General features: G+C 71.7%; 24 protein-coding genes and 3 tRNA genes. 7 read left to right on the top strand and 20 right to left on the bottom strand.

Annotation, left to right across the window (positions count from 1 at the left end; genetic code table 11):
- Positions 1 to 60: 60 nt before the first annotated feature.
- Entirely contained in the window at positions 61 to 735 is a 675-nt protein-coding gene (locus BEP24_RS07030) for a hypothetical protein (protein ID WP_065961752.1), read from the bottom strand.
- 63 nt (positions 736 to 798) lie between these two features.
- Complete coding sequence (locus tag BEP24_RS07025; protein ID WP_065961751.1) at positions 799 to 1,341, bottom strand: amino-acid N-acetyltransferase; 543 nt, start codon at positions 1,339 to 1,341, stop codon at positions 799 to 801.
- A 172-nt stretch (positions 1,342 to 1,513) separates the two neighbouring features.
- Here BEP24_RS07025 and BEP24_RS07020 point away from each other — a divergent pair, with 172 nt between their 5' ends.
- Together BEP24_RS07020 and BEP24_RS16980 are read left to right on the top strand one after the other, a co-directional pair.
- A complete protein-coding gene (locus BEP24_RS07020; protein ID WP_065961749.1) occupies positions 1,514 to 1,966 on the top strand; it encodes an SRPBCC family protein in 453 nt (150 codons plus the stop codon).
- Positions 1,967 to 2,104: 138 nt separating this feature from the next.
- The gene (locus BEP24_RS16980) at positions 2,105 to 2,914 is read left to right on the top strand and encodes a hypothetical protein (RefSeq protein WP_139197400.1); all 810 of its coding nucleotides are present in this window, start codon (positions 2,105 to 2,107) and stop codon (positions 2,912 to 2,914) included.
- Positions 2,915 to 3,304: 390 nt separating this feature from the next.
- On the opposite strand, the gene BEP24_RS07010 is transcribed toward BEP24_RS16980, so the two are convergent.
- Positions 3,305 to 5,824 (bottom strand): ATP-dependent Clp protease ATP-binding subunit, encoded by a 2,520-nt coding sequence (locus tag BEP24_RS07010; protein ID WP_065961743.1) that lies wholly within the window; start codon positions 5,822 to 5,824, stop codon positions 3,305 to 3,307.
- 155 nt (positions 5,825 to 5,979) lie between these two features.
- Between BEP24_RS07010 and BEP24_RS07005 the strand changes: the two genes are divergently transcribed.
- Positions 5,980 to 6,912, top strand: a complete 933-nt coding sequence (locus BEP24_RS07005; protein WP_065961741.1) for an NAD(+)/NADH kinase — start codon at positions 5,980 to 5,982, stop codon at positions 6,910 to 6,912.
- Positions 6,913 to 7,123: 211 nt separating this feature from the next.
- On the opposite strand, the gene BEP24_RS07000 is transcribed toward BEP24_RS07005, so the two are convergent.
- From BEP24_RS07000 to tilS, 15 genes are all read right to left on the bottom strand, one after another.
- The gene (locus tag BEP24_RS07000; RefSeq protein ID WP_065961736.1) at positions 7,124 to 8,194 is read right to left on the bottom strand and encodes a sigma-70 family RNA polymerase sigma factor; all 1,071 of its coding nucleotides are present in this window, start codon (positions 8,192 to 8,194) and stop codon (positions 7,124 to 7,126) included.
- A 347-nt stretch (positions 8,195 to 8,541) separates the two neighbouring features.
- Positions 8,542 to 8,673 (bottom strand): hypothetical protein, encoded by a 132-nt coding sequence (locus BEP24_RS18140; RefSeq protein ID WP_290439177.1) that lies wholly within the window; start codon positions 8,671 to 8,673, stop codon positions 8,542 to 8,544.
- 74 nt (positions 8,674 to 8,747) lie between these two features.
- Positions 8,748 to 8,879, bottom strand: a complete 132-nt coding sequence (locus BEP24_RS18135; RefSeq protein WP_290439176.1) for a hypothetical protein — start codon at positions 8,877 to 8,879, stop codon at positions 8,748 to 8,750.
- 65 nt (positions 8,880 to 8,944) lie between these two features.
- The gene (locus BEP24_RS06995) at positions 8,945 to 9,148 is read right to left on the bottom strand and encodes a hypothetical protein (protein WP_065961734.1); all 204 of its coding nucleotides are present in this window, start codon (positions 9,146 to 9,148) and stop codon (positions 8,945 to 8,947) included.
- 136 nt (positions 9,149 to 9,284) lie between these two features.
- A complete protein-coding gene (gene lysS / locus BEP24_RS06990) occupies positions 9,285 to 10,805 on the bottom strand; it encodes a lysine--tRNA ligase (protein WP_065961732.1) in 1,521 nt (506 codons plus the stop codon).
- 88 nt (positions 10,806 to 10,893) lie between these two features.
- The gene (locus BEP24_RS06985; protein ID WP_253181619.1) at positions 10,894 to 11,586 is read right to left on the bottom strand and encodes a Rossmann-like and DUF2520 domain-containing protein; all 693 of its coding nucleotides are present in this window, start codon (positions 11,584 to 11,586) and stop codon (positions 10,894 to 10,896) included.
- On the bottom strand, positions 11,583 to 13,475 hold the full coding sequence (locus tag BEP24_RS06980; protein WP_065961725.1) for a PH domain-containing protein: 1,893 nt from the start codon (positions 13,473 to 13,475) through the stop codon (positions 11,583 to 11,585). The genes BEP24_RS06985 and BEP24_RS06980 overlap by 4 nt, the downstream gene beginning before the upstream one ends.
- A 9-nt stretch (positions 13,476 to 13,484) precedes the next feature.
- Positions 13,485 to 14,006, bottom strand: a complete 522-nt coding sequence (locus BEP24_RS06975) for a PH domain-containing protein (RefSeq protein ID WP_065961724.1) — start codon at positions 14,004 to 14,006, stop codon at positions 13,485 to 13,487.
- Positions 14,007 to 14,028: 22 nt separating this feature from the next.
- A complete protein-coding gene (locus BEP24_RS06970; protein ID WP_065961722.1) occupies positions 14,029 to 14,517 on the bottom strand; it encodes a DUF3180 domain-containing protein in 489 nt (162 codons plus the stop codon).
- The gene (folK, locus tag BEP24_RS06965; RefSeq protein ID WP_083230166.1) at positions 14,514 to 15,212 is read right to left on the bottom strand and encodes a 2-amino-4-hydroxy-6-hydroxymethyldihydropteridine diphosphokinase; all 699 of its coding nucleotides are present in this window, start codon (positions 15,210 to 15,212) and stop codon (positions 14,514 to 14,516) included. Before folK ends, BEP24_RS06970 begins: the two co-directional genes overlap by 4 nt.
- Positions 15,209 to 15,598: a dihydroneopterin aldolase gene (folB, locus tag BEP24_RS06960; protein WP_065961720.1), complete on the bottom strand. Its 390-nt coding sequence runs from the start codon at positions 15,596 to 15,598 to the stop codon at positions 15,209 to 15,211. The genes folK and folB overlap by 4 nt, the downstream gene beginning before the upstream one ends.
- Complete coding sequence (folP, locus tag BEP24_RS06955; protein WP_253181618.1) at positions 15,595 to 16,593, bottom strand: dihydropteroate synthase; 999 nt, start codon at positions 16,591 to 16,593, stop codon at positions 15,595 to 15,597. The genes folB and folP overlap by 4 nt, the downstream gene beginning before the upstream one ends.
- A gap of 6 nt (positions 16,594 to 16,599) precedes the next feature.
- The gene (gene ftsH, locus BEP24_RS06950) at positions 16,600 to 18,588 is read right to left on the bottom strand and encodes an ATP-dependent zinc metalloprotease FtsH (protein ID WP_065961719.1); all 1,989 of its coding nucleotides are present in this window, start codon (positions 18,586 to 18,588) and stop codon (positions 16,600 to 16,602) included.
- Positions 18,589 to 18,748: 160 nt separating this feature from the next.
- The gene (gene hpt, locus BEP24_RS06945) at positions 18,749 to 19,300 is read right to left on the bottom strand and encodes a hypoxanthine phosphoribosyltransferase (protein ID WP_065961717.1); all 552 of its coding nucleotides are present in this window, start codon (positions 19,298 to 19,300) and stop codon (positions 18,749 to 18,751) included.
- 16 nt (positions 19,301 to 19,316) lie between these two features.
- Positions 19,317 to 20,339 (bottom strand): tRNA lysidine(34) synthetase TilS, encoded by a 1,023-nt coding sequence (tilS, locus tag BEP24_RS06940; protein ID WP_065961715.1) that lies wholly within the window; start codon positions 20,337 to 20,339, stop codon positions 19,317 to 19,319.
- 64 nt (positions 20,340 to 20,403) lie between these two features.
- Between tilS and BEP24_RS06935 the strand changes: the two genes are divergently transcribed.
- Positions 20,404 to 20,895, top strand: coding sequence for an inorganic diphosphatase (locus tag BEP24_RS06935; RefSeq protein ID WP_065961713.1), 492 nt, complete (start codon positions 20,404 to 20,406; stop codon positions 20,893 to 20,895).
- Positions 20,896 to 21,001: 106 nt separating this feature from the next.
- Here BEP24_RS06935 and BEP24_RS06930 read toward each other — a convergent pair whose 3' ends face one another.
- Together BEP24_RS06930 and BEP24_RS06925 are read right to left on the bottom strand one after the other, a co-directional pair.
- On the bottom strand, positions 21,002 to 22,489 hold the full coding sequence (locus BEP24_RS06930; RefSeq protein WP_065961711.1) for an NlpC/P60 family protein: 1,488 nt from the start codon (positions 22,487 to 22,489) through the stop codon (positions 21,002 to 21,004).
- A gap of 32 nt (positions 22,490 to 22,521) precedes the next feature.
- Positions 22,522 to 23,820 carry a M23 family metallopeptidase gene (locus BEP24_RS06925; protein ID WP_083230165.1) on the bottom strand — a complete coding sequence of 433 codons (1,299 nt, stop codon included), beginning with the start codon at positions 23,818 to 23,820 and terminating at the stop codon, positions 22,522 to 22,524.
- Positions 23,821 to 24,107: 287 nt separating this feature from the next.
- Between BEP24_RS06925 and BEP24_RS06920 the strand changes: the two genes are divergently transcribed.
- The 3 genes from BEP24_RS06920 to BEP24_RS06910 all read left to right on the top strand — a co-directional run bounded on the left by BEP24_RS06920 (position 24,108) and on the right by BEP24_RS06910 (position 24,392).
- Positions 24,108 to 24,180, top strand: a tRNA-Glu gene (locus BEP24_RS06920).
- A 61-nt stretch (positions 24,181 to 24,241) separates the two neighbouring features.
- Positions 24,242 to 24,318, top strand: a tRNA-Asp gene (locus BEP24_RS06915).
- Between the two features lies 1 nt (position 24,319).
- Positions 24,320 to 24,392: transfer RNA gene (locus tag BEP24_RS06910), tRNA-Phe, on the top strand.
- Positions 24,393 to 24,560: the final 168 nt, after the last annotated feature.

Here is a 24,560-nt window from a genome sequence, read left to right as displayed (position 1 = left end):
GCGTCGCTCCCCGGGGTGCGGTGTGTTCGCCCTACCCTGTGCGCATGTCCTCCCCGCGCCCTAGTTCAGGACGAACTGCGCCGCCTTCGCCGACTGCAGCTCCCCCACCGCCACGGTCAGGTGGTAGCTCGCCCCGCCACCGGTGACCGCCGGCCGCGAGCTGTCGCACGTGGTCGTCGACGAGCGCGTCCGGTCCCAGGTGATCGACGGCGTCGTGAGGGTCTGCCCCGCCTTGATCGTCACGTCCTGGCTGGTGCCGTTCGTCTGGCAGTCCTTCGACGACCAGTACTGCTCGTCGCCGGAGCTGATCGTGAGCACCTGCTGCGCCGACCCGAGGTCCATGTGGCACGTGGCCGAGCCGGTGTTCGTGATCGACATGGCGATCTTCGGGTCCTCGGTGGGGCCGTACGAGCTCTTGTCGAGGACCGGCTTCAGTGCGATGTCGTCCTTCGTGCAGGTGTCCCCGTCGCCGGCGGCCGCGGCCGATGCCGACGGGGACGGCGACGCTGCGTCAGCAGCGCCGGCTGCGTCGGACTTCGCCGATGACGCGGCCGGCGACGCGGATGCCGACGGTGACGCCGACGGACCGGTCGCCGACGTCGCTCCGCTCCCCCGGCCCACGACGATCAGCACGACCACCACGACCACGAGGAGCAGGACCCCGAGCACGAGCGCCCGGCGGCGCCAGTAGACACGGGAGGACTCGGGTCCGACGGGGTGGCGCAGGGAGGACATGCGCACAGGGTAGGGCGAACACACCGCACCCCGGGGAGCGACGCCGGGGCACCGCGGAAAGCGTCAGAGGATCTTCAGCATGCGGGTGTTGCCGAGGGTGTTCGGCTTGACCCGGGCGAGGTCGAGGAACTCCGCGACCCCCTCGTCGGACGACCGCACGAGCTCGGCGTAGACGTCGGGGTCGACGACCTGCTCGCCGATCTCGAGGTAGCCGTGCTTCGTGAAGAAGTCGACCTCGAAGGTCAGGCAGAAGATCCGGGCGACCCCGAGCTCGCGGGCGTCGTGCTCGAGCGCCTCGAGCATGCGGTGGCCGACGCGCTTGTGGATCCACGCCTCGTCGAGGGCGAGTGTGCGCACCTCGGCGATGTCGTCCCAGAACACCGCGAGCGCACCGCAGCCGATCGGGACGCCGTCGGGCCCCTCGGCGATCCGGAACTGCTGGATCGAGCCGTACAGGGCGACGTTCTCCTTGCCGAGCAGGATCCGCCGGTCGACGTACGGGGCGATGAGCCGCTGGATGTGCGGCACGTCCGACGCGAGTGCGGGTCGCACGCGGATGCCGTGTTCGTCCCGCTCGTCGAACGCGTGCTTCCCGTGTGCAGTCATCCTCCCGAGCATAGGACGGCGGAGCGTGCACCGCCGCGACGCGCCAGCACCCATGCTCCGCGCCGCCCGAGGGGGACACCGCCCTGGACCCCGTCCAGCCACACCCGCCTACCGTCCCAGGTGCAGGCAACACGCCACGAACACCCCAGTACGACGAAACGAAGGAGCGGCCGTGCCCCAGATCATCGAGACCGTCGACGTCAACGTCCCCGTCCGCCAGGCCTACGACCAGTGGACCCGGTTCGAGGAGTTCCCGCACTTCCTCGACGAGGTCGAGAAGATCGTCCAGGTCGACGACACCACCACCGACTGGACCGTGAAGGTGGCCGGCCAGGAGCGTCAGTTCCGTGCCGTCATCACCGAGCAGCACCCGGACGAGCGTGTCGCGTGGACCGTCAAGGACGGCGACACCGACCACGCGGGCGTCGTCACGTTCCACAAGCTCGCGGACGCCGAGACCCGCGTCACCGTGCAGATCGACTGGGAGCCCTCCGGCATCCTCGAGAAGCTCGGTTCCGCCGTCGGCGTCGGCGGCCACGCCGTCAAGAAGGACCTCCAGAACTACAAGGAGCGCGTCGAGAACGCCCCGACCGAGCCGGGTTGGCGCGGCGACGTCCAGGCCTGACGCCCGGGCGTCCTGAAGCAAGGACCCACAGACGGGAGGCGCGGTGCCAGCTGGCACCGCGCCTCCCGTCCGTCGTGTGGTCGCGGCAGACCGCCGACCGCACCGCCGCGCACATCGCACGCTGGCAGAGTGGCTGGCATGAAGCTCCTGCGCACCGCACTCACCGGCACCGCGATCGCCACCGCGGGGAGCGTCGCGCTCGGCGCCGCTGCCGCGCGACGCCTGCTCCACCCCGCGCCGTTCACGCCGCCGGAGTCCGAGCTCGTGTGGACGACGGCCGACGAGGTCCCGGGCACCGAACCGGACGGCATCGCCGAGACGCACGTCGTGCACGTCCACGGGCAGTCGATCGGGCCGCAGCAGGTCCTCCGCGGGCTGCGGGTGTGGCGGGAGCTCGGCGCCTCGAACCAGGTCGTGGACACGTCGGGGCTGCCGCTGCGGTCCCTCGACCCGACCGCGGTCGACCGGATCGCCGCCGCCGCACACGCTGCCCGGGCACGGGGCGCCCGCCGGGTCGTGCTGCAGGGCTGGTCCGCCGGGGCCCTCGCGGCGTCCGCAGCCGCCGCACGGACGCCCGTGGACGGCATCGTCGGTGTCGCGCCGTTGCTCGACGTCCGGTCGGCCCTCCGCGGCGCCGTGACCGCGTCCCGGTTCCCCGCGGCCGTCGGGACCGTGGCGGTGCGTGTGGCGACCACCTCGGGCCTGAGCCGGCTCGCCGGTGTGCCGTACCCGCTCAGCGTCACCCGGTGGCAGGACGAGGGCACACCGACCCTGCTGCTGCACTCGGCGGCCGACCCGCTCGTCGACCCGGACGACGTCGCCACCCGGCGTGCGCACGGGGCCGAGGTCGTGACGTTCGCCACGGCGCGGCACACGCTCGAGTGGAACGAGGACCCGGAGCGCTGGGAGCAGGCCGTCCGCACGTTCGCCGCTGCCCTGCCCGCCTGAGCCCGCCTGGACGGGACCGGGCCGGGCCGCTGGGCCGGGCCCGCGCACGGATGGAGCAGACAACGTCGCCCGGACCGGGCCGACCCGACGTCTGCTGCTCCATCCCGGAGCGTGCATGACGGCGGGGGACCCCCGAACGCGTAAGTGGCCCCGATCCGAAGGGACCGGGGCCACTGACGTCCAGCCAGTTGGGGGGAACAGCCGGACATCGTGCACGAGGCGTTGGGGGGAACCCCTCGCACAGGGACAACGGTACCCCCGGACGAGGGTCAGGTCCGGCTCCGACGCGAAGTCATCCCGTATCCGCACTCCGGACGGACGGAAGGCGCAGCACCCGGGGGTGCTGCGCCTTCCGTGCCGGACCCGGGGGTCGGCCTGGGCCGGAGGGGCCTAGGACTCGATCTCGCCCTGCGGGGTCTCGGGTGCCTTCTCGAGCGACGGGGCCCCGGCGAGGACCTCCTCGCGACCCGGCTGACGCCCGGTCTCGAACTGGAACGCACCGTCGGCGAAGTCGACCTTCACGTGGTCGCCGGCCGTGAGCTCACCCTGCAGGATGTGCTCGGACAGCTGGTCCTCGACCTCGTGCTGCATCGCGCGACGCAGCGGGCGTGCACCGAGTGCCGGGTCGAACCCGACCTTGATGAGCTGCTCCTTGGCCGGGAGCGTGAGCTCGACGGTCATGTCGCGGTCGAGCAGACGGTCGGCCAGACGCTTCACGAACAGGTCCACGATCTGCAGCAGCTCGGACTGCGACAGCTGCGGGAACACGATCGTGTCGTCGACGCGGTTCAGGAACTCGGGCTTGAAGTGCTTCTTGAGCTCCTCGTTCACCTTCGAGCGCATGCGGTCGTAGCCGACGGCCGAGTCGCCCTCGACCTGGAAGCCCACCGGGCCACCGGCGATGCCCTGCGAACCGAGGTTCGTGGTCATGATGATGACGGTGTTCTTGAAGTCGACCACGCGGCCCTGACCATCGGTCAGACGACCCTCTTCGAGGACCTGCAGCAGCGAGTTGAAGATGTCCGGGTGGGCCTTCTCGATCTCGTCGAACAGGACCACGGAGAACGGCTTGCGGCGCACCTTCTCGGTGAGCTGGCCGCCCTCCTCGAACCCGACGAACCCGGGAGGGGCACCGAACAGGCGCGAGACCGTGTGCTTCTCGCCGAACTCCGACATGTCGAGGGAGATCAGTGCGCCCTCGTCGTCGAACAGGAACTCGGCCAGGGCCTTGGCGAGCTCGGTCTTCCCGACGCCCGTGGGGCCGGCGAAGATGAACGAGCCGGAGGGACGGTTCGGGTCCTTCAGGCCGGCGCGGGTGCGGCGGATGGTCTTGGAGAGCGCCGAGATGGCTTCTTCTTGACCGATGACGCGCTCGTGCAGGGCCTTCTCCATGAAGACGAGACGCGAGGTCTCTTCTTCGGTGAGCTTGAAGACCGGGATGCCCGTGGCCTGCGCCAGGACCTCGGCGATGATGCCCTCGTCGACGGTGCCGGACGCGGCGACGTCACCCGCACGCCACTGCTTCTCGAGGCGGAGACGCTCGCCGAGGAGCTTCTTCTCCTCGTCGCGCAGGCTCGCGGCCTTCTCGAAGTCCTGCTCCTCGATGGCGGCTTCCTTGGACCCGCGGACCGTCGAGATCTTCTCGTCGAACTCGCGGAGCTCCGGCGGCGCCGACAGGATCGACAGGCGGAGACGTGCGCCGGCCTCGTCGATCAGGTCGATGGCCTTGTCCGGCAGGAAGCGGTCCTGCACGTAGCGGTCGGCCAGGTTCGCCGCGGCGACGATCGCGCCGTCGGTGATGGACACCTTGTGGAACGCCTCGTACTTGTCGCGGAGGCCCTTGAGGATGTTGATCGCGTGCGGCAGCGACGGCTCGTTGACCTGCACCGGCTGGAAGCGGCGCTCGAGTGCGGCGTCCTTCTCGAAGTGCTTGCGGTACTCGTCGAGCGTGGTGGCGCCGACGGTCTGCAGCTCACCGCGGGCGAGCAGCGGCTTGAGGATCGAGGCCGCGTCGATCGCGCCCTCGGCGGCACCGGCACCCACGAGGGTGTGGATCTCGTCGATGAAGACGATGATGTCGCCGCGGGTGCGGATCTCCTTCGTGACCTTCTTCAGGCGCTCCTCGAAGTCACCGCGGTAGCGGGAACCGGCGATGAGCGAACCGAGGTCGAGCGAGTAGAGCTGCTTGTCCTTGAGCGTCTCCGGGACGTCGCCCTTGACGATCGCCTGGGCGAGGCCCTCGACGACCGCGGTCTTGCCGACGCCGGGCTCACCGATCAGGACGGGGTTGTTCTTGGAACGACGGGAGAGGATCTGCATGACCCGCTCCATCTCCTTCTCGCGCCCGATGACCGGGTCGAGCTTGCCGTCACGCGCGGCCTGGGTGAGGTTCCGACCGAACTGGTCGAGGACCTGCGAACCCTGCTGGGCGTTCTGCTGCGTCTCGCCACCGACGGCGACCGCTTCCTTGCCCTGGTAGCCGGACAGGAGCTGGATGACCTGCTGGCGGACGCGGTTGAGGTCCGCACCGAGCTTGACGAGCACCTGTGCGGCGACGCCCTCGCCCTCGCGGATGAGGCCGAGCAGGATGTGCTCGGTCCCGATGTAGTTGTGGCCGAGCTGCAGCGCCTCGCGCAGGGACAGCTCGAGCACCTTCTTGGCGCGCGGCGTGAACGGGATGTGCCCGGTCGGCTGCTGCTGCCCCTGCCCGATGATGTCCTGGACCTGCTCGCGGACGGCATCGAGCGAGATGCCGAGCGACTCCAGCGCCTTGGCGGCGACGCCCTCGCCCTCGTGGATGAGGCCGAGGAGGATGTGCTCGGTGCCGATGTAGTTGTGGTTGAGCATCTTCGCTTCTTCTTGAGCGAGGACGACAACACGACGGGCTCGGTCGGTGAATCTCTCGAACATGTGCTCTCCCTTGCCGGACCGGTGGAGGCCCGGTGACGTACGTCGAGACTAACCAGCGCACCCCCGGAGGGCTGCCCCTGTTCGCCGTGGGCGTGACCTCGCTTCGCACCGTGCGCAGACCGGTCCTCCCGGCGGCCGCTGGGTACGCTCGGGGCATGGAGCAGCCCGTCGTCGGCCTCGTGGTCCACCCGACCAAGAACGTGCAGGAGTCCGTCCGGACACTGCAGCGCTGGAAGGGTTCCGGGCAGGGTCGGCTGATCGCCCGACGTGCGGACGCGCAGCGCATCGGCGGCGAGGTCGAGGTGCTCGACGACGACGACTTCACCGAGCGGGTCGACCTGGTCGTGGCACTCGGCGGCGACGGCACGATGCTCGGCGCCATGCGGCTCGTGGCGAAGCGCCCGGTGCCGGTGCTCGGCGTGAACTACGGCAACGTCGGGTTCCTCGTGGAGATCGAGCCGCCGGACCTCGAGGCCGCCCTCGACCGACTGTCCGCCGGCGACTACCAGCTCGAACCGCACCACGCGCTCGAGGCCCGACTGTCCTGGAGCGGGGCCCGCACCGACTACCTCGCGTTCAACGACCTGACCGTCGTGCGGCGTCCCGGCGCGGGTCAGGTCTCGGCGGACCTCAGCGTCGGCGGACTCGGCTACGGCTACTACCGCGCGGACGCCATCGTGGCCTCGACGCCGGCGGGCTCCACCGCGTACAACTACGCCGCGGGCGGACCGGTGCTCTCCCCCGCGCTCTCGGGCTCCGTCGTGACGCCGGTCGCCCCGATGGCCGGCATCGACCGCTCGGTGGTGCTCGCGGCGCGGGAGCGCTACCGGCTCGACATCGCCGAGGGCACCCGGAGCGCCGCGCTCGAGGTCGACGGGCTCGTCGTCGGCGAGGTCGCGACCGGGGCGCAGATCGACGTCCGGCTGCGCAAGGACGCCGGGAGCGTGGTGCGACTCGACGCCGAGCGGCACGGGCGCACCGGACGCGTGAAGCTCAGCCTGCTCGACCTGCCGGTCCGTCCGGACCAGCTCATCGAGCTCATCCCGCACGACCTGCGGCAGCGCCTGAACCGCGACGTCGAGGACTGACCGGAGCGGTCCGCCGACCGGGCCGACGAGACGACCGACCGGCACGGACCACCACCCGCGCAGGGGGGACCCGGACCCGGCCCCGGACAGACGAGTGGCCCGCCCAGGCAGTGCCTGGACGGGCCGTCCCATCACCCCACCGGACCGCCTTCCCACGGAACGGCCCGGTTCCCCGTGCCGACGCTCACACGTCGGCCGAAGCCTGCTGACCTCAGTCGGTCAGGTACAGCTGCATGTCCTGGCTCACGGCCTTCGCGAACAGGCGCAGCTTCGCACGCGACTCGACGCGGCTGACCGCCTGGCGCGTGGTGTGCACGATCTTCGAGATCTCGTCGAGCGTCATCGGCTTGTCGTCGTCGAGGCCGTAGCGCATGCGGATGACGTTGGCCTCGTCGCTCGGCAGCTCGGCGACGATGGAGCGGATGTCGCGGTGGAGCAGCGTCGTCTCGGTCAGCTCGTTCGGGCTGGCGGCGTCCTCGTCCTCGATGAAGTCGCCCAGCTCGCTGTCGTCGGAGTCACCGACGACGGTGTGGATGGACACGGGCTCGTGCGAACGGCCCTTGAGGTCGGTCAGCTCGTCGACGCTCATGCTGAGCTCCGCGGCGACCTCGTCGGGCATCGGCGCACGGCCGAGGTCGACGGTCAGGTCGCGCTCGGTGCGCGAGATCTTGTTGATCAGCTCGACGGTGTGCACCGGGATGCGGATCGTGCGTGCCTTGTCGGCGAGCCCACGCGAGATGGCCTGGCGGATCCACCAGGTCGCGTAGGTGGAGAACTTGTAGCCCTGCGTGAAGTCGAACTTCTCGACCGCGCGGACGAGCCCGAGGTTGCCCTCCTGGATGACGTCCATGAACGGCAGGCCACGCTGCGAGTAGCGCTTCGCGATGCTCACGACCAGGCGGAGGTTCGACGTGATCATGCGCTCCTTGGCGCGCTCACCGTCGCGGACGAGCCAGCGGAGTTCACGCTGCAGGGTCTTGTCGAGCCCGGCCTCGGTGTTCAGCTTCTCCTCGGCGAAGAGACCGACCTCGATGCGGCGGGCGATGTCGGCTTCTTCCTCGGCGGTGAGGAGGGACAGCCGACCGATGTGGCGGAGGTAGTCACCGACCTGGTCGACCGAGGCGCCACGGACACCCGCGAGCTGCTCGTCGGCTTCGACCTCGGTGTCGAGCGTGGTGGTCTCGACCGTCGGGTCGACGGTCTTGAGGGAGGCGGGCTTCTTGGTGCGGCGCGCGGTGGTGGCGCTGGTCGTCGTCTTCGGTGCTGCTGTGGTGATCGTCATGGTGACGCTCCCTGTGTTCGACGGTGATGGCCTCGTGAGGGGGGTGTTCATGAGTAAAGCGGTCACGATGCGTACCCCACAAACCCGCGGGATCGATTCCCAGGTGACTTCGTGCTTCACCCCTCCGGACGTCCCCCGTGGGGTACGTCCCGGTCGTCAGCATGGCCCGTCCCGACACCCGCACACAAGGGGATTGCGCCGAGTTTCCGGTGTTTCACGGGTGTTTCGAGTCGCCCGCCGAGGGTGTACCCCGGTCGACCGCGCTCCCTGGACACGAGAACGGGGTACGTCGATCCGGATCGTCGCGATCCGGTCGGCGTACCCCGTTGCGGGTGACGAGGTGGGTGTCACCAGGACGGTTCGAGCCAGCCCTCCCGGCGCTTGGAGGTCTCGAGGTCGGCGTCGCGGTCGAACTCGTCGTACTCGCTCTCGATGTCACCGACGAGGCTGCGGCCGGTGAAGAGGTTCGTGATGGACATGCGCACCACCCTCGCTCGGTCGCACGACGACACGACGACGGAACGGTGAACGGCGGGTGACCGTCGCCGGGCGCTCAGACGTCCTGGTCGTCCTCGTCGCCGTCCGTCCACACCGCGTCCCGGACGGGGTCGGGCAGCGCGGGGTGCCCGAAGGCGTCCTCGGGGTCGGTCTCCGCCGGATCGGGGTCGATCGGTCGCGCGTGCACGACGGCGAGTCCACCAGCCCGGGGTGAACGGACGGTGACGCGGGAGCCGCGACCTGCGGCGGTGGCTACTCCGCGGAGGTCGGCGCGGGGGCGGGTCGGCCGTGCTCGCGCTCGAAGCGCGCACGCTCCTCGGCCTCGACCTTCGCGTACGCCGAGCGCTCGGTCCGGTCGGCGCGCATGATCGCGCGCATCACGAACCAGAAGATCAGGCCGACGACGACCGTCGGCGTCACGGCGAAGACGATCCCGGTCACGACTCCATCAGGCACCGGAGCATCGTACCTCGCTCCGTCGGGACGCACGGTGCGAGACGGACGCACACCGTGCCTCCAGGCCGCCTGTCACGACGGGGGACGGACGGGAGGCGCGGTGCGGGTCGGACCCGCACCGCGCCTCCCGGGGTGGTCACTTGACCAGCGGGAACAGGATCGTCTCGCGGATGCCGAGACCGGTGATCGCCATGAGCAGGCGGTCGACGCCCATGCCCATGCCGCCCGACGGCGGCATGGCGTGCTCGAGGGCCCGCAGGAACTCCTCGTCGACCCGCATCGCCTCGGGGTCGCCGCCCGCGGCGAGCTTCGCCTGCTCGACGAAGCGCTCACGCTGCACGACCGGGTCGACGAGCTCCGAGTACGCCGTCGCGAGCTCGAAGCCGCGCACGTAGAGGTCCCACTTCTCGACCACACCGGGGCGGATGCGGTGCTGGCGCGTGAGCGGCGAGGTGTCCACCGGGAAGTTCATCACGAACGTCGGGGCGTGCAGCTCGTCCGAGTTGAAGTGCTCCCAGAGCTCCTCGACGTACTTGCCGTGCGTCGCGTGCGCGACCTCGACGCCCTCGGCGTCGGCGAGCGCCTGCAGCTCGGACAGCGGGGTCTCCGGCGTGATCTCGTGGCCGGACGCCTCGGACAGCGACTCGTACATGTCCATGCGCGCCCACTCGCCGCCGAGGTCGTAGTCGGTGCCGTCCGGCAGCGTGACCACGAGCGAGCCACCGGTCACGGCGCGCGTGGCGTTCTGCACGAGCTCCTGCGTCAGGTCGGCCATCTGCTCGTAGTCGCCGTACGCCTGGTAGGCCTCGACCATCGCGAACTCGGGCGAGTGCGACGAGTCGGCGCCCTCGTTCCGGAAGTTGCGGTTGATCTCGAACACGCGGTCGATGCCGCCGACGACCGCGCGCTTGAGGAAGAGCTCGGGCGCGATGCGGAGGTACAGCTCGGTGTCGAACGCGTTCGAGTGCGTCACGAAGGGACGGGCCGAGGCGCCGCCGTGCTGGGTCTGCAGCATCGGGGTCTCGACCTCGAGGTACTCGTGCCCGGTGAAGGTGCTGCGCAGCGAGGCCATCACGGCCGCGCGGGCACGGACGGTGGCGCGGGCCTGGTCACGGACGATGAGGTCGAGGTACCGCTGGCGGACCCGGGTCTCCTCGTTGAGCTCGTTGTGCAGGTTCGGCAGCGGCAGGATCGCCTTCGCCGCGATCGCCCAGTCGTCGACCATGATCGACAGCTCGCCGCGGCGCGAGGAGATCACGCGGCCGTGCACGAAGACGTGGTCGCCGAGGTCGACGAACTCCTTCCAGCGGGCGAGCGACTCGTCGCCCACCTCGGCCAGCGACACCATCGCCTGGATGCGGGAGCCGTCGCCGGACTGCAGCGAGGCGAAGCAGAGCTTGCCCGTGTTGCGCGAGAACACGATGCGGCCGGCGATGCCGACGACGTCCTGGGTCTCCTCGCCGGTCCCGAGGTGCTCGTACTGCGCGCGGACGGCGGGGATCGTCGTCGTGATCGGGAGCTCGGCGGGGTAGGCGTCGATCCCGGCCTCGAGGAGCTTCGCCCGCTTGTCGAGCCGGACCTGTCGCTGCTCGCTGGTCTCGGCGGCCTCGAGTTCGGCGGCGGAGGGCTCCGTGGCGGGTGCGGTCTCGTCGGTCATGCTGGTGCGGCTCCGATGGGGTCGTGGGGGATGCACCGATGGTACCGGCCGGGACGGCCCGCCCGACGACGTCCCGTGGCCGCGCCGACTACAGCGCCGCCTGCCCGTCCGCCGCCGCGAGCGCGTTGTCGACCGCCGAGCGCACGAGCGCACCGAGCACCCGCCCCGGCCGCTCGACCCCGATGCCGGCGAGGGTCCCCGCCGACTGGTCGACGATCGCGGTCGAGAACGACACCGCGGCCCGCACGGCGTCGGCGTACGCGGGGCGGTCCTCCTCGGCGACCACGAACGGCTCCGCGCCCATCTCGACGACGAGCGCCTGCGCGATCGGCAGCACCGGCGACGGCGCGGTCACGGCGCAGTAGGCGTCGCGCAGGCGTGTCAGGTCGACGCTGGTGCCGGTGAACGCCATCGCGGGGTGGATCGCGAGCGGGATGGCCCCGGCCGCGCGTGCGGGCGCGAGGACCTCGACGCCGTGGTCCGGGCTCGTGTGCACGACGAGCTGTCCGGGCTGCCAGATGCCCGCCTCCGCCAGACCCCGCACGAGTTCGGCGAGCTGGTCGTCGGGCACCGCGAGCAGCACGAGTTCACTCCGCTCGACGAGCTCCGGCGTCGTCAGCACGGGGGCTCCTGGCAGCATCGCGCCGGCTCGGTCGCGGCCGGCCTCGGACACGGCGGTCACCCCGACCACGGCGTGCTCCGCGTTGGCCAGCGCGGCGCCGAGCACGGGTCCGACCCGTCCGGCGCCGACGATGCCGACGCCGAGTCGTCCCGCCCTCACCGTGCAGCTCCGGGCGGCGGGACGTCGGACCACGGGGCGGTCGGGGGGACGTCGGGCCACCGGCCTGGAGGCGCGGCTCGCGTCCCCGCGTCGGCCTGCGCCGGTCCGCGGGTCGCGTCACCGAACGGGTCGGCCTGCGCCGGTCTGCCGGCCGCGTCACCGGACGGGCCCGCCTGCGCCGGTCCGCCGGTCTCGTCACCGAGCGGACCTGCCGGCGCCCACGGCGCCGTGGACCCGAGCGGCTGCGGCACCGCGGCCTGCGTGGCGGCGGCGTCCCGGGCCTCCCGTTCGCGCCACCGGTGGGACGTGTCCGCGGCGGCCGCCTCGACCGCCCGCCGGGCGGTCCCGGACCACAGGCGCTGCGCGTCCTGCGCGTCGAGCGCCCCGATGCGCGCCGAGACGGGACCGGACACGGTGTGCACGTGCACCGACGCCACCCGCAGCCAGCGCTCGACCGGACCCTGCTCGACCCGCACGCTCTGCACGCGGGGCAACGGGACGATGACGAGCGACCGCCAGACCGCGCCGAGGCGCAGCAGCACGGCCCCCTGCACGAAGCGGTACCCGTTGCGGCGGAACGACAGCGGGCGGAGCCACGCACCCCGACCCGGCGAGTGCACGAAGCCGCCGCGGTCACCCGTCGTGGTGAGGCTGTCGTCGACCACGTCGACCGCCTCGGACGACCCCTCGCGGAGCTCCTCGCGGGAGGCGTCCGGGCCGGCGACGGCCGAACCGACCAGGCCCGGCAGGATGATGTCGAGGACCTCGCGGACGTCGGCGGCCCGGCCGACCGGCAGCACGATCGACGACACCTGCTGGTTGCTCGAGGCCCCGTTGCCGGCGTTCGTCGCACGGTTGATCCGGACGTCCCACCAGCCGAACGGCCGCCACAGCAGCGGCTGCGCGACGCTCACCGCGTGGATGCGCCCGGGCGGGAGCGTCTCGTTCGAGGTGGACACGAGTCCGAAGCCGATCCGGATGCCGTCGCGGGTGTCGGCGATCGTGTACTGCAGCGAGCGCGAGAACTTGCGGACGTAGTAGCCGCCGGCACCGATCACGGCCGGGAACAGGCCGAACAGGATCCCGGACTCGCCGGTGAGCGCCACGCTGACCACCATCGCGGCGATGGCCAGCAGGATGAACACCGTCGTCCCGGACAGCAGCATCGAGGCGATGAGCCGCCCGGGGTGCACCTTGACGATCCGGGTCGCGTGCACCGCGGCGGGGTCGAGCTCGGGCGAGAACAGCTCGTCGACGCGGTCCTGCAGCACACCGTCGGACCGGCGCACGGCACGGGGGTCGTCGTCCTTCGCGCCGGACGCGAGCACGAGGATGCGCTGCCGCAGGTCGTCGGCGGCACGCGCCCCGAGGTACGCGAGCTGCACGTTCGCGTCGTTGCCGGCCTGCGCGATCTCGAGCTTCGCGGTACCGAGCACCCGGGCGACGAGGGGCCGCGAGATGTTGATGCCCTGGATGCGGTCGAGCCGCGCCCGGCGGTTGGTCCGGAAGAGCACGCCCGAGCGCACCTCGACGATCTCGCCGGTCACGCGGAACTCGTGCATCCGCCAGGACAGCCAGAACAGCCCGGTGAGCACGACGAGCAGCACGACCACGCCGAGCACCACCCAGCCGACCACGCCGTGCTCCCACACGTAGCGCACCGGGTCGCCGCTGTCCTGCGGGCCGGTGCCGGGGATGAAGAACTCGACGAGCTGGTCCCGCAGGTTGTTGAGCACGTACCCGAGCACCACGATGAGCACGATGCCGCCCTTGAGCAGCGGCGTGAGCGGGTGCAGACGGTGCCACTCGCCGTCGGTGAGCGGAGCGGCTGCGGCGGCGTCGCCCTTCGTGGGCGGGGCGGGCGGCGGTGGTCCGGGGCGGAACGTCACGCGGTCCCCCTAGAGCCCGGCGCGGCGGGACTCGGCGAGCTCGACGAGCCGGTCGCGCAGCACGTCGGCGTCCGCCGCGACGATCCCGGGGATGCGCACGTTGGTCGAGGCGGCGGCGGTCACGAACTTCAGCTCGCTGAGCCCGAGGACCCGGTCGAGCGGCCCGCGGTTCACGTCGACGAGCTGCATGCGGCCGTACGGCACCGCGGTGAACCGCTGCCACATCAGCCCGCGCCGCAGCACGAGGTCGTCGTCACGCAGGGCGTAGCCGATCGCCCGCACCCGACGCGGGGTGAGCACGGCCGTGACGATCGCGGCGACGGCCACCACGACGGACACGAGGACCCAGACGAGGCCGGCGGTGCTGCCCGTCCCGTCGTTCAGCACGGCGAAGAGCACGCACCCGGCGGTGATGACGAGGCCGACCACGACGGTCGTCACGAGCTCCGTCCAGACGAGCTTCGGCGACACCCGCGTCCACGTGGTCCCGGTCAGGCCGAGGCCCGGCTCGTCGAGTCGTTCCAGCGGCATCGCGGCCTCCTGCGGTCGTCGGTCAGGTCGCCGACGTGCCACCCCTCGGCAGGTCGTCATCGTCGTCGCCGGGCGGCGGGGCGATGCACATGCGCTCGGCGACGATCGCGCACACCACGAGCACGGCACCGCCCCCGAGCGCCACGGCGTTCGGCAGGACCGAGCCTAGCGGCGGCAGGGCGGATCGGGTCAGGAGGTACACGAGCAGGCCCCCACCGAACCCGCCGAACAGCGCTCCCGCGATGCTCGAGGCCTTCGCGAGCACCACCACGCGGGTCGCGTAGAGCGGGTCGACCGGGCGCTGCCGGGTCGCGCCGTCCCGCGCGTGCCGACGCACCGGACGGGCCATCGCGACGATCGCGACGCCGATCAGGGCCAGGGTCGCCCCGAGCGGCGTGGAGAGGAACAGCGTCGGCGCCTGGCGGGACGCCAGGACGGCGTCGAGGGCGAAGCCCGCCACCGCGGCGACGAACGCGACGCTGACCAGGGTGGAGGCGCGGGTCGGCTTCACGGGGTCGGCCCGGTCGTCGGGGTCGGGCCGCTCGTCGAGGTCGGCCCGGTCGTCGGGGTCGGGCCGCTCGTCGAGGTCGGGCCGCTCGTCGAGGTCGGCGTCCGGGTCGGCCCCGGGATCGTTCCGGTCGCCGGTGTCGGCTCGGTCGCCCGGGTGGGCTCCGGGTCCGGTCGGGAGGCGCGGGTCACCCCGTCGAACAGGCGCGGCTCCTCGACGCGCTCGGTGTCGTCGCCCAGCGCGGCCAGCAGGTCGGCCACCGGTCCGGCACCCGGCAGCACGGCGTCCGGGTCGGCATCGAGCCACGGCGCGAGCACGAACGCCCGCTCCCCCGCGCGCGGGTGCGGCACCGTCAGGGTCGCGGTGTCGAGCCGCAGGTCGTCGATCGCCACGACGTCGAGGTCGAGCGTCCGGTCGCCCCACCGCACCTCGCGGGTGCGGCCGTGGGCGTCCTCGATGCCGTGCAGCGCTTCGAGCAGCTCCTGCGGTGCCAGGTCGGTGTCCACGACGACGACACCGTTGCGGTAGCGCGGCTTCGTCTCGTCGAGCCCGTCCAGGGTCAGGGCGACCGACTCGACCTCGCGGCTCGACGCCACCGGGCGCACACCGGGGAGCGCGGCGATCGCGTGGGCCGCGGCGCGCAGGGTGCTCCCCCGGTCGCCGAGGTTCGCACCGAGGGCGACGACCGCCCGGCTCACTCTTCTTCCTCGTGCACCGCGGCGGCACCGCGGGTGCGACGGATCGTGATCGAGACGTCGGAGAACGGCACCGTGATCGGGGCCTGCGGCTTGTGCACGGTCACCTCGGTCGCACGGGCCGCACGGTGGGTCAGGACGGCCGCGGCGATGCGCTCGGCGACGGTCTCGATGAGGTCCACCGGGTCCCGCTCGATCTCGGCGACGACCTGCTCGGCCAGCACGCCGTAGTGCACGGTGTCGGCCAGGTCGTCGCTGCCGGAGGCGGTCCGGGCGTCGAGCTCGACCGCGACGTCGACGACGAAGTCCTGGCCGTCCTCGCGCTCCTGGTCGAACACGCCGTGGTGGCCCCGGGCACGGACCCCGGTCAGTCGGATGGTGTCGTTCATGTGCGCGCTGCCCTCCAGGCATCCCAGACGTCGAGCACGGCACGCGTCGGTGCCGGGTCGTGCACGCGGACGCCCCACGCGCCGCGCTCGGCGGCGAGGAGGCTGATCGCGGCGGTGGCGAGGTCGCGGTCGGCGGGCGGGGCGCCGGCTGCGCTGCCGACCCCGTCCAGGAACCGCTTGCGTGAGGCGGCGACGAGCACCGGCAGACCGAGCGAGGCGAAGCGCTCGTACCCGGCCAGGATCTCCCAGTTCTGGGCACCCTGCTTGGCGAAGCCCAGGCCCGGGTCGATGACGACCTGTTCCTGGCGGACCCCGAGCACGATGAGCTCGGCGACCCGCATCTCGACCTCACGGCGGACCTCGTCGACGGCGTGCGTGTACTCGGCGTTCCGGTACATCCGGTCGCTGTGCCCGCGCCAGTGCATGACGACGAAGCCGGCCCCGGTGTCCCGGACCACGCGGGCCATGTCCGGGTCGGCCAGGCCACCGGACACGTCGTTGACGATCACGGCACCGGCCTCGACCGCGCGCTCGGCGGTCTCGGCGTTCATGGTGTCGACGCTCACCGGGATGCCCTCGGCGACGAGGCTCCGGACCACGGGCAGCACGCGCTCCTGCTCGACCGCGAGCGGCACGCGGTCGGCGCCCGGCCGGGTGGACTCGCCACCGACGTCGACCAGGTCGGCGCCGGCCGCGACGAGCGCCCGGGCGTGCGCGACCGCGGCGTCGTGGGCCTGGTGCAGGCCGCCGTCGCTGAACGAGTCGGGCGTGACGTTGAGGATGCCCATCACGCGGGTCCGCTCGGTCGAGGCACCCTGGTCGGGCGAGCGGTCACGCCGGCGGCCGGTCACGATCTCCGGCACCGGTGCCGGTGCACGGAGGTCGATCGCGACCGTCGGCGGTTCCGCTGCGGCGGTGCGGGCCTCGGTCTCGGCGGCCCGGGCACGGTCGGCCTCGGCGAGCCGGCGTTCGCGCCTCGTCGGGAGGTCGGTCATGCCGGCCTAGGCGGGGGCGATACCGGGGTTGCCGAACGGACGACGACGGGGCTTCGACGACGACTCGGGGTCGCCCTGCTCCGCTGCGGTCGACGCGGCCTTGCCCGGGAACTCGATCGCCGGCAGGTTCGAGACCGGCCGCTTGTCGCTCGAGAGCCACTGCGGGCGCTCGGGCAGCTTGCGGACGTCCTTGAAGATCTCGACGAGCTCCGGGGCGTCCAGCGTCTCCTTCTCGAGGAGCTCGCCGGCCAGCCGGTCGAGGATGTCGCGGTTCGCGTTGAGGACCTGGTAGGCCTCGTCGTGCGCGGACTCGAGCAGGGCGCGGGTCTCGGCGTCGACCGTCTCGGCGATGTTCTCCGAGTAGTCGCGACCGGTGCCGCCGCTCATGTCACGGCCGACGAACGGCTCGCTCGAGCCCGACCCGAGCTTGACGGACCCGACCGCACGGCTCATGCCGTACTCGGTGACCATCTTGCGTGCGGTCGACGTGGCCTTCTCGATGTCGTTCGACGCACCCGTGGTCGGGTCGTGGAAGACGATCTCCTCGGCGACGCGGCCACCCATCGCGTAGGTGAGCTGGTCGAGCAGTTCGTTGCGCGTGACCGAGTACTTGTCCTCGAGCGGGAGCACCATCGTGTAGCCGAGGGCACGGCCGCGCGGCAGGATCGTGATCTTCGTGACCGGATCGGTGTGCCGCATCGCAGCAGCCGCAAGGGCGTGGCCGCCCTCGTGGTACGCGGTGATGAGCTTCTCCTGGTCGGACATGATCCGGGTCCGACGCTGCGGACCCGCCATCACGCGGTCGACGGCCTCGTCCAGGGCGCGGTTGTCGATGAGCTGCGCGTTCGAGCGGGCGGTGAGCAGTGCGGCCTCGTTGAGGACGTTCGCCAGGTCCGCGCCGGTGAAGCCCGGCGTCTTGCGGGCCAGCAGTTCGAGGTCGACGCTCGCGGCGAGCGGCTTGCCCTTCGCGTGCACCTCGAGGATCTGCTTGCGGCCCTGCAGGCCCGGGGCGTCGACGCCGATCTGGCGGTCGAAGCGGCCCGGACGCAGGAGCGCGGGGTCGAGCACGTCGGGACGGTTCGTCGCGGCGATGAGGATGACGTTCGTCTTGCCGTCGAAGCCGTCCATCTCGACGAGGAGCTGGTTCAGCGTCTGCTCGCGCTCGTCGTTGCCGCCACCGATGCCGGCGCCGCGGTGACGACCCACGGCGTCGATCTCGTCGATGAAGACGATCGCGGGGGCGTTCTGCTTGGCCTGCTCGAAGAGGTCGCGGACACGGCTCGCACCGACACCGACGAACATCTCGACGAAGTCCGAACCGGAGATCGAGTAGAACGGCACGCCGGCCTCACCGGCGACGGCGCGGGCGAGCAGGGTCTTGCCGGTGCCGGGAGGGCCGTACAGCAGCACGCCCTTCGGGATCTTCGCACCGACGGCCTGGAACTTCGCGGGCTCCTGCAGGAACTCCTTGATCTCGTGGAGCTCCTCGATCGCCTCGTCCGAGCCGGCGACGTCGGCGAAGGAGACCTGCGGGTTCTCCTTGTTGTTCATCTTCGCGCGCGACTTGCCGAACTGCATGACCTTCGAGCCGCCGCCCTGGGCGCTCGACATGAGGAACCAGAACAGGCCACCGATGATGAGGAACGGCAGGATGATGCTGAGCAGCGAGAGGAACCAGTTCCCCTGCTGGACGGTGTCGTTGTAGCCCTTCGGCAGGTTGGCGTCGTTGACGGCCTGCACGACCTCTTCACCGCGCGGCGTGGAGTAGTAGAACTGCTCCTTCGCGTTGCCGTCCTTGAGGGTGAGGTCGACGCGCTGCTCGGTCGAGTTCACCACGACCGACGAGACCTTGCCGTCGGCGAGCTGTTCGAGGCCCTTCTGGGTGTCGATCTGCTGCGTGCCCGACTGGCTGATCACGCTCCAGCCGATGAAGATGCCCGCCAGCGCGATCAGCACGTAGAGGTACGGGCCGCGGAAGATGCGCTTGAAGTTCATGTGATCCGGGCGCGATGGCCCGACACCTTTCTCTGCCGGAGTTGCGTGGGGTCAGCATACGGCTGGGACTCTGTGGCGAGAATGGGTGTCCTCTGCGGGCGAACTCCACCCGCGCCCGGAGACGACCGGGAGCCCCCGGCCGGTCGCCCCGGGGACTCCGTCAGGAGTAGACGTGCGGCGCCAGGACGCCGATGCCGCGCAGGTTGCGGTAGCGCTCGTCGAAGTCCAGGCCGTAGCCGACCACGAAGGCGTCCGGGATCTCGAAGCCGGCGTACTTGACGTCGACCTCGACCTTGGCGGCCTCGGGCTTGCGGAGCAGGGCGACGATCTCGACGCTCGCGGCACCGCGGGACTCGAGGTTCTGCTTGAGCCACGACAGCGTCAGCCCGGAGTCGATGATGTCCTCGACGATGATGACGTCACGCCCGTGCAGGTCGGTGTCGAGGTCCTTGAGTATCCGCACCACGCCCGACGACTTCGTGCCGGAGCCGTAGGACGACACCGCCATCCAGTCCATGCGCGCCTGCATCTTGAGGTGTCGCGAGAAGTCGGCCATCACCATGACGGCACCCTTCAGGACACCGACGAGCAGCGGGTCCCTGCCCGCGTAGTCGCGGTCGACCGCCGCGGCGAGGTCGGCGAGCTTCTCGTCGATCTGCTCGGGCGTGAAGAGCACTTCGGACAGGTCTGCCTGGACGTCGGAGAGTTCCACCGGTCCAGGGTAACCGTCACGACGCGGCGCTGAACGCCAGCCGGTCACCGTCCCGCGAGGCCGTCACGCCCGGCAGGTCGATCGGCCCCTGACCGTGCCAGTCGGTGACGAGCCGGCACACCTCGAGCGTCTGGGTGCGCGACAGCGTCACGCCGAACTCCCCCTCGACCGCGAGTCGGACGAGCCGCTGCCGGAGGGCCGCCGGGTTCGCCAGCAGTCCCGCGACCGACAGCGAGATGCCGGCCTCCGAGTGCTCGGCGAGGTCCTCGGCCAGCTCCTCGGCGAAGTGGTCGAGCGCCTCGGCGTCCTCCCGCAACTGCTCGGCGGTCCGGGCGAGCGCCTCGGGCACCCCCGCACCGAGCTCGCGCTCGAGCACGGGCAGCAGCGCGGTGCGCACCCGGACGCGGGCGAACGCCGGGTCGTCGTTCTGCGGGTCGTCCCACGGGGCGGTCCCGGCGGCGACGCACGCCTGCCGTGTGGTGTGCCGGCGGACGCCGAGCAGCGGCCGGCCGTAGGCCGGTCCCGACGACCGCCGCGTCAGCGGCGTCATGCCGGACAGCGCGTCCGGGCCGCTGCCCCGCAGCAGCCCGAGCAGGACCGTCTCGGCCTGGTCGTCCAGCGTGTGCCCGAACAGCACCAGGGGTGACCCGGTGGCGGCGGCGACCTCCGCGACGGCCGCGTGACGCGCCTCCCGTGCGGCCGCCTCCGGACCGCCGTCGGAGCCGACCGCGACCCGACGGACGGTCACCGGGTCGAGTCCCAGCGCGGACGCCTGCCGGGAGGCGCGGCCCGCCACCGCCTCGCTGCCCGCCTGGAGCGCGTGGTCGACGACCACCGCGCCGGCCCGCAGGTCCTGCTTCGGCGCCTCGAACGCAGTCGCCGCGGCGAGCGCGAGCGAGTCCGCGCCGCCGCTCAGCGCGACGGTGACCAGGTCCCCCGGTCGGAGGACAGCGTCGGCCAGGGCCTGCGCGAGCAGGCCGCGCACGGCGCGACGGGTCTCGGCGACAGCGGGGTCGAGCCGGGGGCGCGGAGCGTTCACCCGGTAACGTTAGCCGCGCTTTCGGAACCACCGACAGCCCGATCGACAAACCAGGAGTGCAGACATGGCCGCGTACGACGTCGTCGTCGAGATCCCCAAGGGCAGCCGCAACAAGTACGAGGTCGACCACGAGACCGGTCGCGTCTACCTCGACCGCGTGCTGTTCACGTCGTTCGTCTACCCGACCGACTACGGCTTCTTCGAGAAGACCCTGGCCGACGACGGTGACCCGGTGGACGCACTGCTCCTGCTCGAGTACCCGACCTTCCCGGGCGTGGGCGTCAAGGTCCGCCCGGTCGGCGTCTTCAAGATGAGCGACGAGGCCGGCAACGACGCGAAGGTGCTCGTCGTCCCGGCGAAGGACCCGCGCTGGGCCCGCGTCCAGGACATCTCGGACGTCGACGACCAGACGAAGGCCGAGATCGCGCACTTCTTCGAGCGCTACAAGGACCTCGAGCCGAACAAGTGGGTCAAGGCCGAGGGCTGGGGTGACGCCGCCGAGGCCGAGGCCATCGTGCAGGCCGGCCAGGCAGCGTACGTGCCCGCCGGTCACTGACCGACCGCACCGCACACGACGGCGCCCGCGCTCCCCGAGGGGAGGGCGGGCGCCGTTCTCGTGTGCGGTGCGACTCCGCTGCGCGTCGCGCCGCTCGCTCGCTCGGCTAGAGCGAGCCGCTCGGGCGGGCGACGTACGGCAGGAGTTCGCCCGGCGTCCAGACCGCACGCTCGAGCACGCCGCGCTGCGGGTTGGCCGCCTCGACCATGCGACCGCCGCCGGTGTAGATCGCGTCGTGGTACGCCCCGCTGGCCGTGCCGGTCTTCGAGTAGAACAGGATGTCGCCGGGCTGCCGCTGCGACATCGGGACGAGTCGGCCGATCGACTGGAAGTAGTTGTACTGCCAGACGACGTTGTGCCCGCCGGTCGCGATGCCCTGCGAGTTGTAGGCCATCATCACCAGGCCGGAGCAGTCCCACGTGTTCGGCCCGGCGCCGCCCATGACGTACGCGTCCCCGATCTGCGCGCGCGCGAAGGCGATGGCGCCGGCGGCCTTCGACGGGCTGCTCTGGACGGGAGCCGGGGCCGGTGCTGGTGCCGGTGCGGGAGCCGGCTTCGGGGCGGGCGCGGGAGCGGGTGCCGGAGCCGGAGCCGGGTTGGCTGCGGGCTGCGACGGGGTGCTCGTGGAGGGCTTCGACTGCGCGGGCGTCTGGTTCGAGCCGCCACCCGTGCTCGGTGCGGTGCCGCCCTGGTTGCCGCCGGAGCTGTTCTGGTTGGCGGGTGCCTGGTTGCCGGATGCCTGGTTGCCGGATGCCTGGTTGCCGGATGCCTTGTTGCCGCCGGAGGAGGCTGCCGGCGTGCTGCCGCCGCGGCTCGACTGGGCGGCGAGCTGCTGCTCGGCACGCTTGGCCTGCTGGTCGTTCCAGTAGGCGGTCTCGGTCGCGACGCTCGTGTCCTTGAGGAACGCCAGCTGCTCGAGCACCTCGGCCTGCTTCGCCTGCTCGCGGTCGACGCGGTCGCGGGCAGCGGCGGTGACGTCGTTCGCCTGCTCGAGGGCACGCTCGGACTTCGCGGTGGCCTCGGCGAGGGCCTTGGTCGCGGCGGACTGCTGCGCGGCGAGGGAGTCGACCGTGTTCTGGTCGGCCTGGGCCGTGGCGAGGACCGTCGCGGAACGGGAGGACAGGTGCGACATGGTGCCGACCCGGTAGAGCAGGTCCTTCGAGTCCGACGCGTCGACGAGCATCGAGGTCGACAGGTCGCCGCCGCCCGTGCGCGACAGCTCGACCACGAGGCCGGCGACCTGCGCCGCGGACTCGTCGGCGCGCTGCTGTGCCCGCTTCGCCTGCGCCGTGAGGTCGTCGAGCGTGCTCTTCGCCTCCTGCTGCAGCGACGCGGCCATCGCGTAGTCCTGGCCCGCCTCGAGCTCGGCCACCTGGGCGGAGTCGGCGGCGTCCTGCAGCGTCTGCATGCGCGTCGAGAGCTCGTCGACGGTCTGCTGCACGTCGGCGGCGTCGGACTTCGCCTGACGTACCTCGTCCCACGTGGGGGCGGACGGGGCTGCCTGTGCGGGTCCGGCGAGCATGACGGACAGGCCGACGCCGAGGACGGCGACCATCGCGGTGCAGCCGGACAGCTTCCGGGTGGAGGGCTTCATGGTTCCTCGGTGTCTCTCGACGGCGCGCTCGTTCACACCGAGATCCCCCGCGCTGCCATGAAGGGGACCGGGTCGACGGCGGAGCCGTTCACCCGGGTCTCGAAGTGGAGGTGGCAGCCCGTCGACCAGCCGGTGGACCCGACCATCGCGATCTGCTGCCCGGCCTGGACCTGCTGGCCGACCGACACGAGGATGCCCCCGTTGACGATGTGGCCGTACGCGGTCGAGATACCGCCGCCGTTGTCGAGGATCACCTCGTTGCCGTAGCCGCCGCCGTTCGCCGCGAAGGTCACCCGACCCGCGTGGGCTGCGTAGATCGGCGCGGAGCACGCGGGAGCCAGGTCGACACCCGCGTGGAGTGCCTCCCGGTGCGTGTAGGGGTCGACACGCATGCCGAACGGGCTCGTCTGGTACCCGCCGGCGGGGCGGACCCACCCGGAGCTGCTCGGGGCACCGCCACCGCTGCCGCCGCTCCCGTTGCCGCCGCCCTGGTTCCCGGCGGCCTGCGCTGCCTCCTGCGCCGCCTTCGCCGCGGCCGCGGCGGCCGCTGCCTGGCGGGCCTTCTCGGCGGCGACGCCCTTCTCGTAGTCGGCCTCGACGCCCTGCTCGTTCGTGGTGAGCAGCACGAGCTGCGCCTGGAGGCGGGCCTCGTTGTCGTTCTGTGCCTGGACGGCGGACTGCGCGTCGTCGGCTGCGCGCTGCGCGGCCTGCATCGACGACTGCGCCTGCTGGGCGAGCGCGCCGAGCGCCTGCTTCGCCGACTGCGCCTTGTCCGCCAGGCCCTGGGCGACCCCGCGGTCCTGCGAGGCGTCGGCGTAGATGCCGTCCGCCTGCTCGGTGAGCTTCGACATCGCGCCGAGCTCGTAGAGCAGGTCGCCCGAGCCCGACGGGTGGGTGAGGATGTCGGTCGTCACGTCCTGCGAGCTCGCGCGGCCGAGCTGCGCAGCGAGGGCGCCAGCCTGGGCCTCGGAGCGCTTCGCCGTCTTCTCGGCTTCGTCCGCCTGCGCCTGCAGCGTCTGCTGGGCGAGGGTCGCCTCGTCGTACTTCGTCTGTGCCGTCTGGTAGGCCGCACCCGCTGCGTCGGCCTGCTGCTGGGCCGCGGACGCCTTCGTGCCGAGGTCGGCGATCAGGCCCTTGATCTCGGTCACCTTCGCCTGCTGCGCGGCCTGCGAGGCCTTGGCCTGCTGCACGTCGGACCAGCTCGGGTAGCTCTCCGCCGAGGCGCTCGTCGCCGGCGCGAGGGCCGCGAGGGTCCCGCCCGCGAGGGCGACGGCGACCGCCGCGGCGAGGGTGCGACGGCGGTGGAGGGCGAACCGGAGGGTGTGGGGCAAAGTGTCTCGATCTCGTAACAGCGTGGCGAGGCTCACGCGAGTAACACTGACAACAGGTGCAACAGTAACAACACGCCGAACACTCGGGACACCCCCGAGTGAGGGGTCGGGGCCCGGCGCACGCTCGAATGCGGGGGTTCGTGGGTGCGGAAGGCGTTCGTCGCTGGCGCTGTCTCGCGTTCCCGCCGGGTGCGACACGCCGGGAGATCCGCGGATCGGGCGCTCGATTTGCAGGACCGCCCACCCGTCCGTATGCTTGTCAACCGGTAGCGCACGGCGCAGCTTGCGGCCCTATCGTTTAGTGGCCTAGGACACCGCCCTTTCACGGCGGCAGCACGGGTTCGAATCCCGTTGGGGTCACTCCACGTGAGTGAGCAAGCAAGCCGAGCACCACCGAAACAGCACAACCACAACAACACATGGCCCTGTAGCGCAGTTGGTTAGCGTGCCGCCCTGTCACGGCGGAGGTCGCGGGTTCAAGTCCCGTCAGGGTCGCCACGGCTGGATAGCTCAGTTGGTAGAGCGTTCGACTGAAAATCGAAAGGTCCACGGATCGATGCCGTGTCCAGCCACGGTGAAGAGCCCCTCACGAGAGTGAGGGGCTCTTTTGCGTTGCCGGGGGCGGTCGCCGTTCCCGGGGCGTGTGGCAGGTGCTGCCTGCTCCGGGCGCTTCCGTGGTGTGACGTGTCCCCGCACAACGGGAAGCACCTCGCGCCACAAGGTTGCGTGGCGCGAGGTGC

The sequence above is a fragment of the Curtobacterium sp. UCD-KPL2560 genome (genome assembly GCF_001705035.1).
Classification (GTDB): Bacteria; Actinomycetota; Actinomycetes; order Actinomycetales; family Microbacteriaceae; genus Curtobacterium.
Note: the sequence above shows the minus strand (reverse complement) of the source record. Positions and strands in the feature narration are given on the sequence as shown.

Excerpts from the sequence above, each read along its gene's own strand:
- BEP24_RS07030 (WP_065961752.1), bottom strand. The coding sequence starts at position 735 with ATGTCCTCCCTGCGCCACCCCGTCGGACCCGAGTCCTCCCGTGTCTAC.
- BEP24_RS07025 (WP_065961751.1), bottom strand. The coding sequence starts at position 1,341 with ATGACTGCACACGGGAAGCACGCGTTCGACGAGCGGGACGAACACGGC.
- BEP24_RS16980 (WP_139197400.1), top strand. The coding sequence starts at position 2,105 with ATGAAGCTCCTGCGCACCGCACTCACCGGCACCGCGATCGCCACCGCG.
- BEP24_RS07010 (WP_065961743.1), bottom strand. The coding sequence starts at position 5,824 with ATGTTCGAGAGATTCACCGACCGAGCCCGTCGTGTTGTCGTCCTCGCT.
- BEP24_RS07005 (WP_065961741.1), top strand. The coding sequence starts at position 5,980 with ATGGAGCAGCCCGTCGTCGGCCTCGTGGTCCACCCGACCAAGAACGTG.
- BEP24_RS07000 (WP_065961736.1), bottom strand. The coding sequence starts at position 8,194 with ATGACGATCACCACAGCAGCACCGAAGACGACGACCAGCGCCACCACC.
- BEP24_RS18140 (WP_290439177.1), bottom strand. The coding sequence starts at position 8,673 with ATGTCCATCACGAACCTCTTCACCGGCCGCAGCCTCGTCGGTGACATC.
- lysS (WP_065961732.1), bottom strand. The coding sequence starts at position 10,805 with ATGACCGACGAGACCGCACCCGCCACGGAGCCCTCCGCCGCCGAACTC.
- BEP24_RS06975 (WP_065961724.1), bottom strand. The coding sequence starts at position 14,006 with ATGCCGCTGGAACGACTCGACGAGCCGGGCCTCGGCCTGACCGGGACC.
- folB (WP_065961720.1), bottom strand. The coding sequence starts at position 15,598 with ATGAACGACACCATCCGACTGACCGGGGTCCGTGCCCGGGGCCACCAC.
- folP (WP_253181618.1), bottom strand. The coding sequence starts at position 16,593 with ATGACCGACCTCCCGACGAGGCGCGAACGCCGGCTCGCCGAGGCCGAC.
- ftsH (WP_065961719.1), bottom strand. The coding sequence starts at position 18,588 with ATGAACTTCAAGCGCATCTTCCGCGGCCCGTACCTCTACGTGCTGATC.
- BEP24_RS06935 (WP_065961713.1), top strand. The coding sequence starts at position 20,404 with ATGGCCGCGTACGACGTCGTCGTCGAGATCCCCAAGGGCAGCCGCAAC.
- BEP24_RS06930 (WP_065961711.1), bottom strand. The coding sequence starts at position 22,489 with ATGAAGCCCTCCACCCGGAAGCTGTCCGGCTGCACCGCGATGGTCGCC.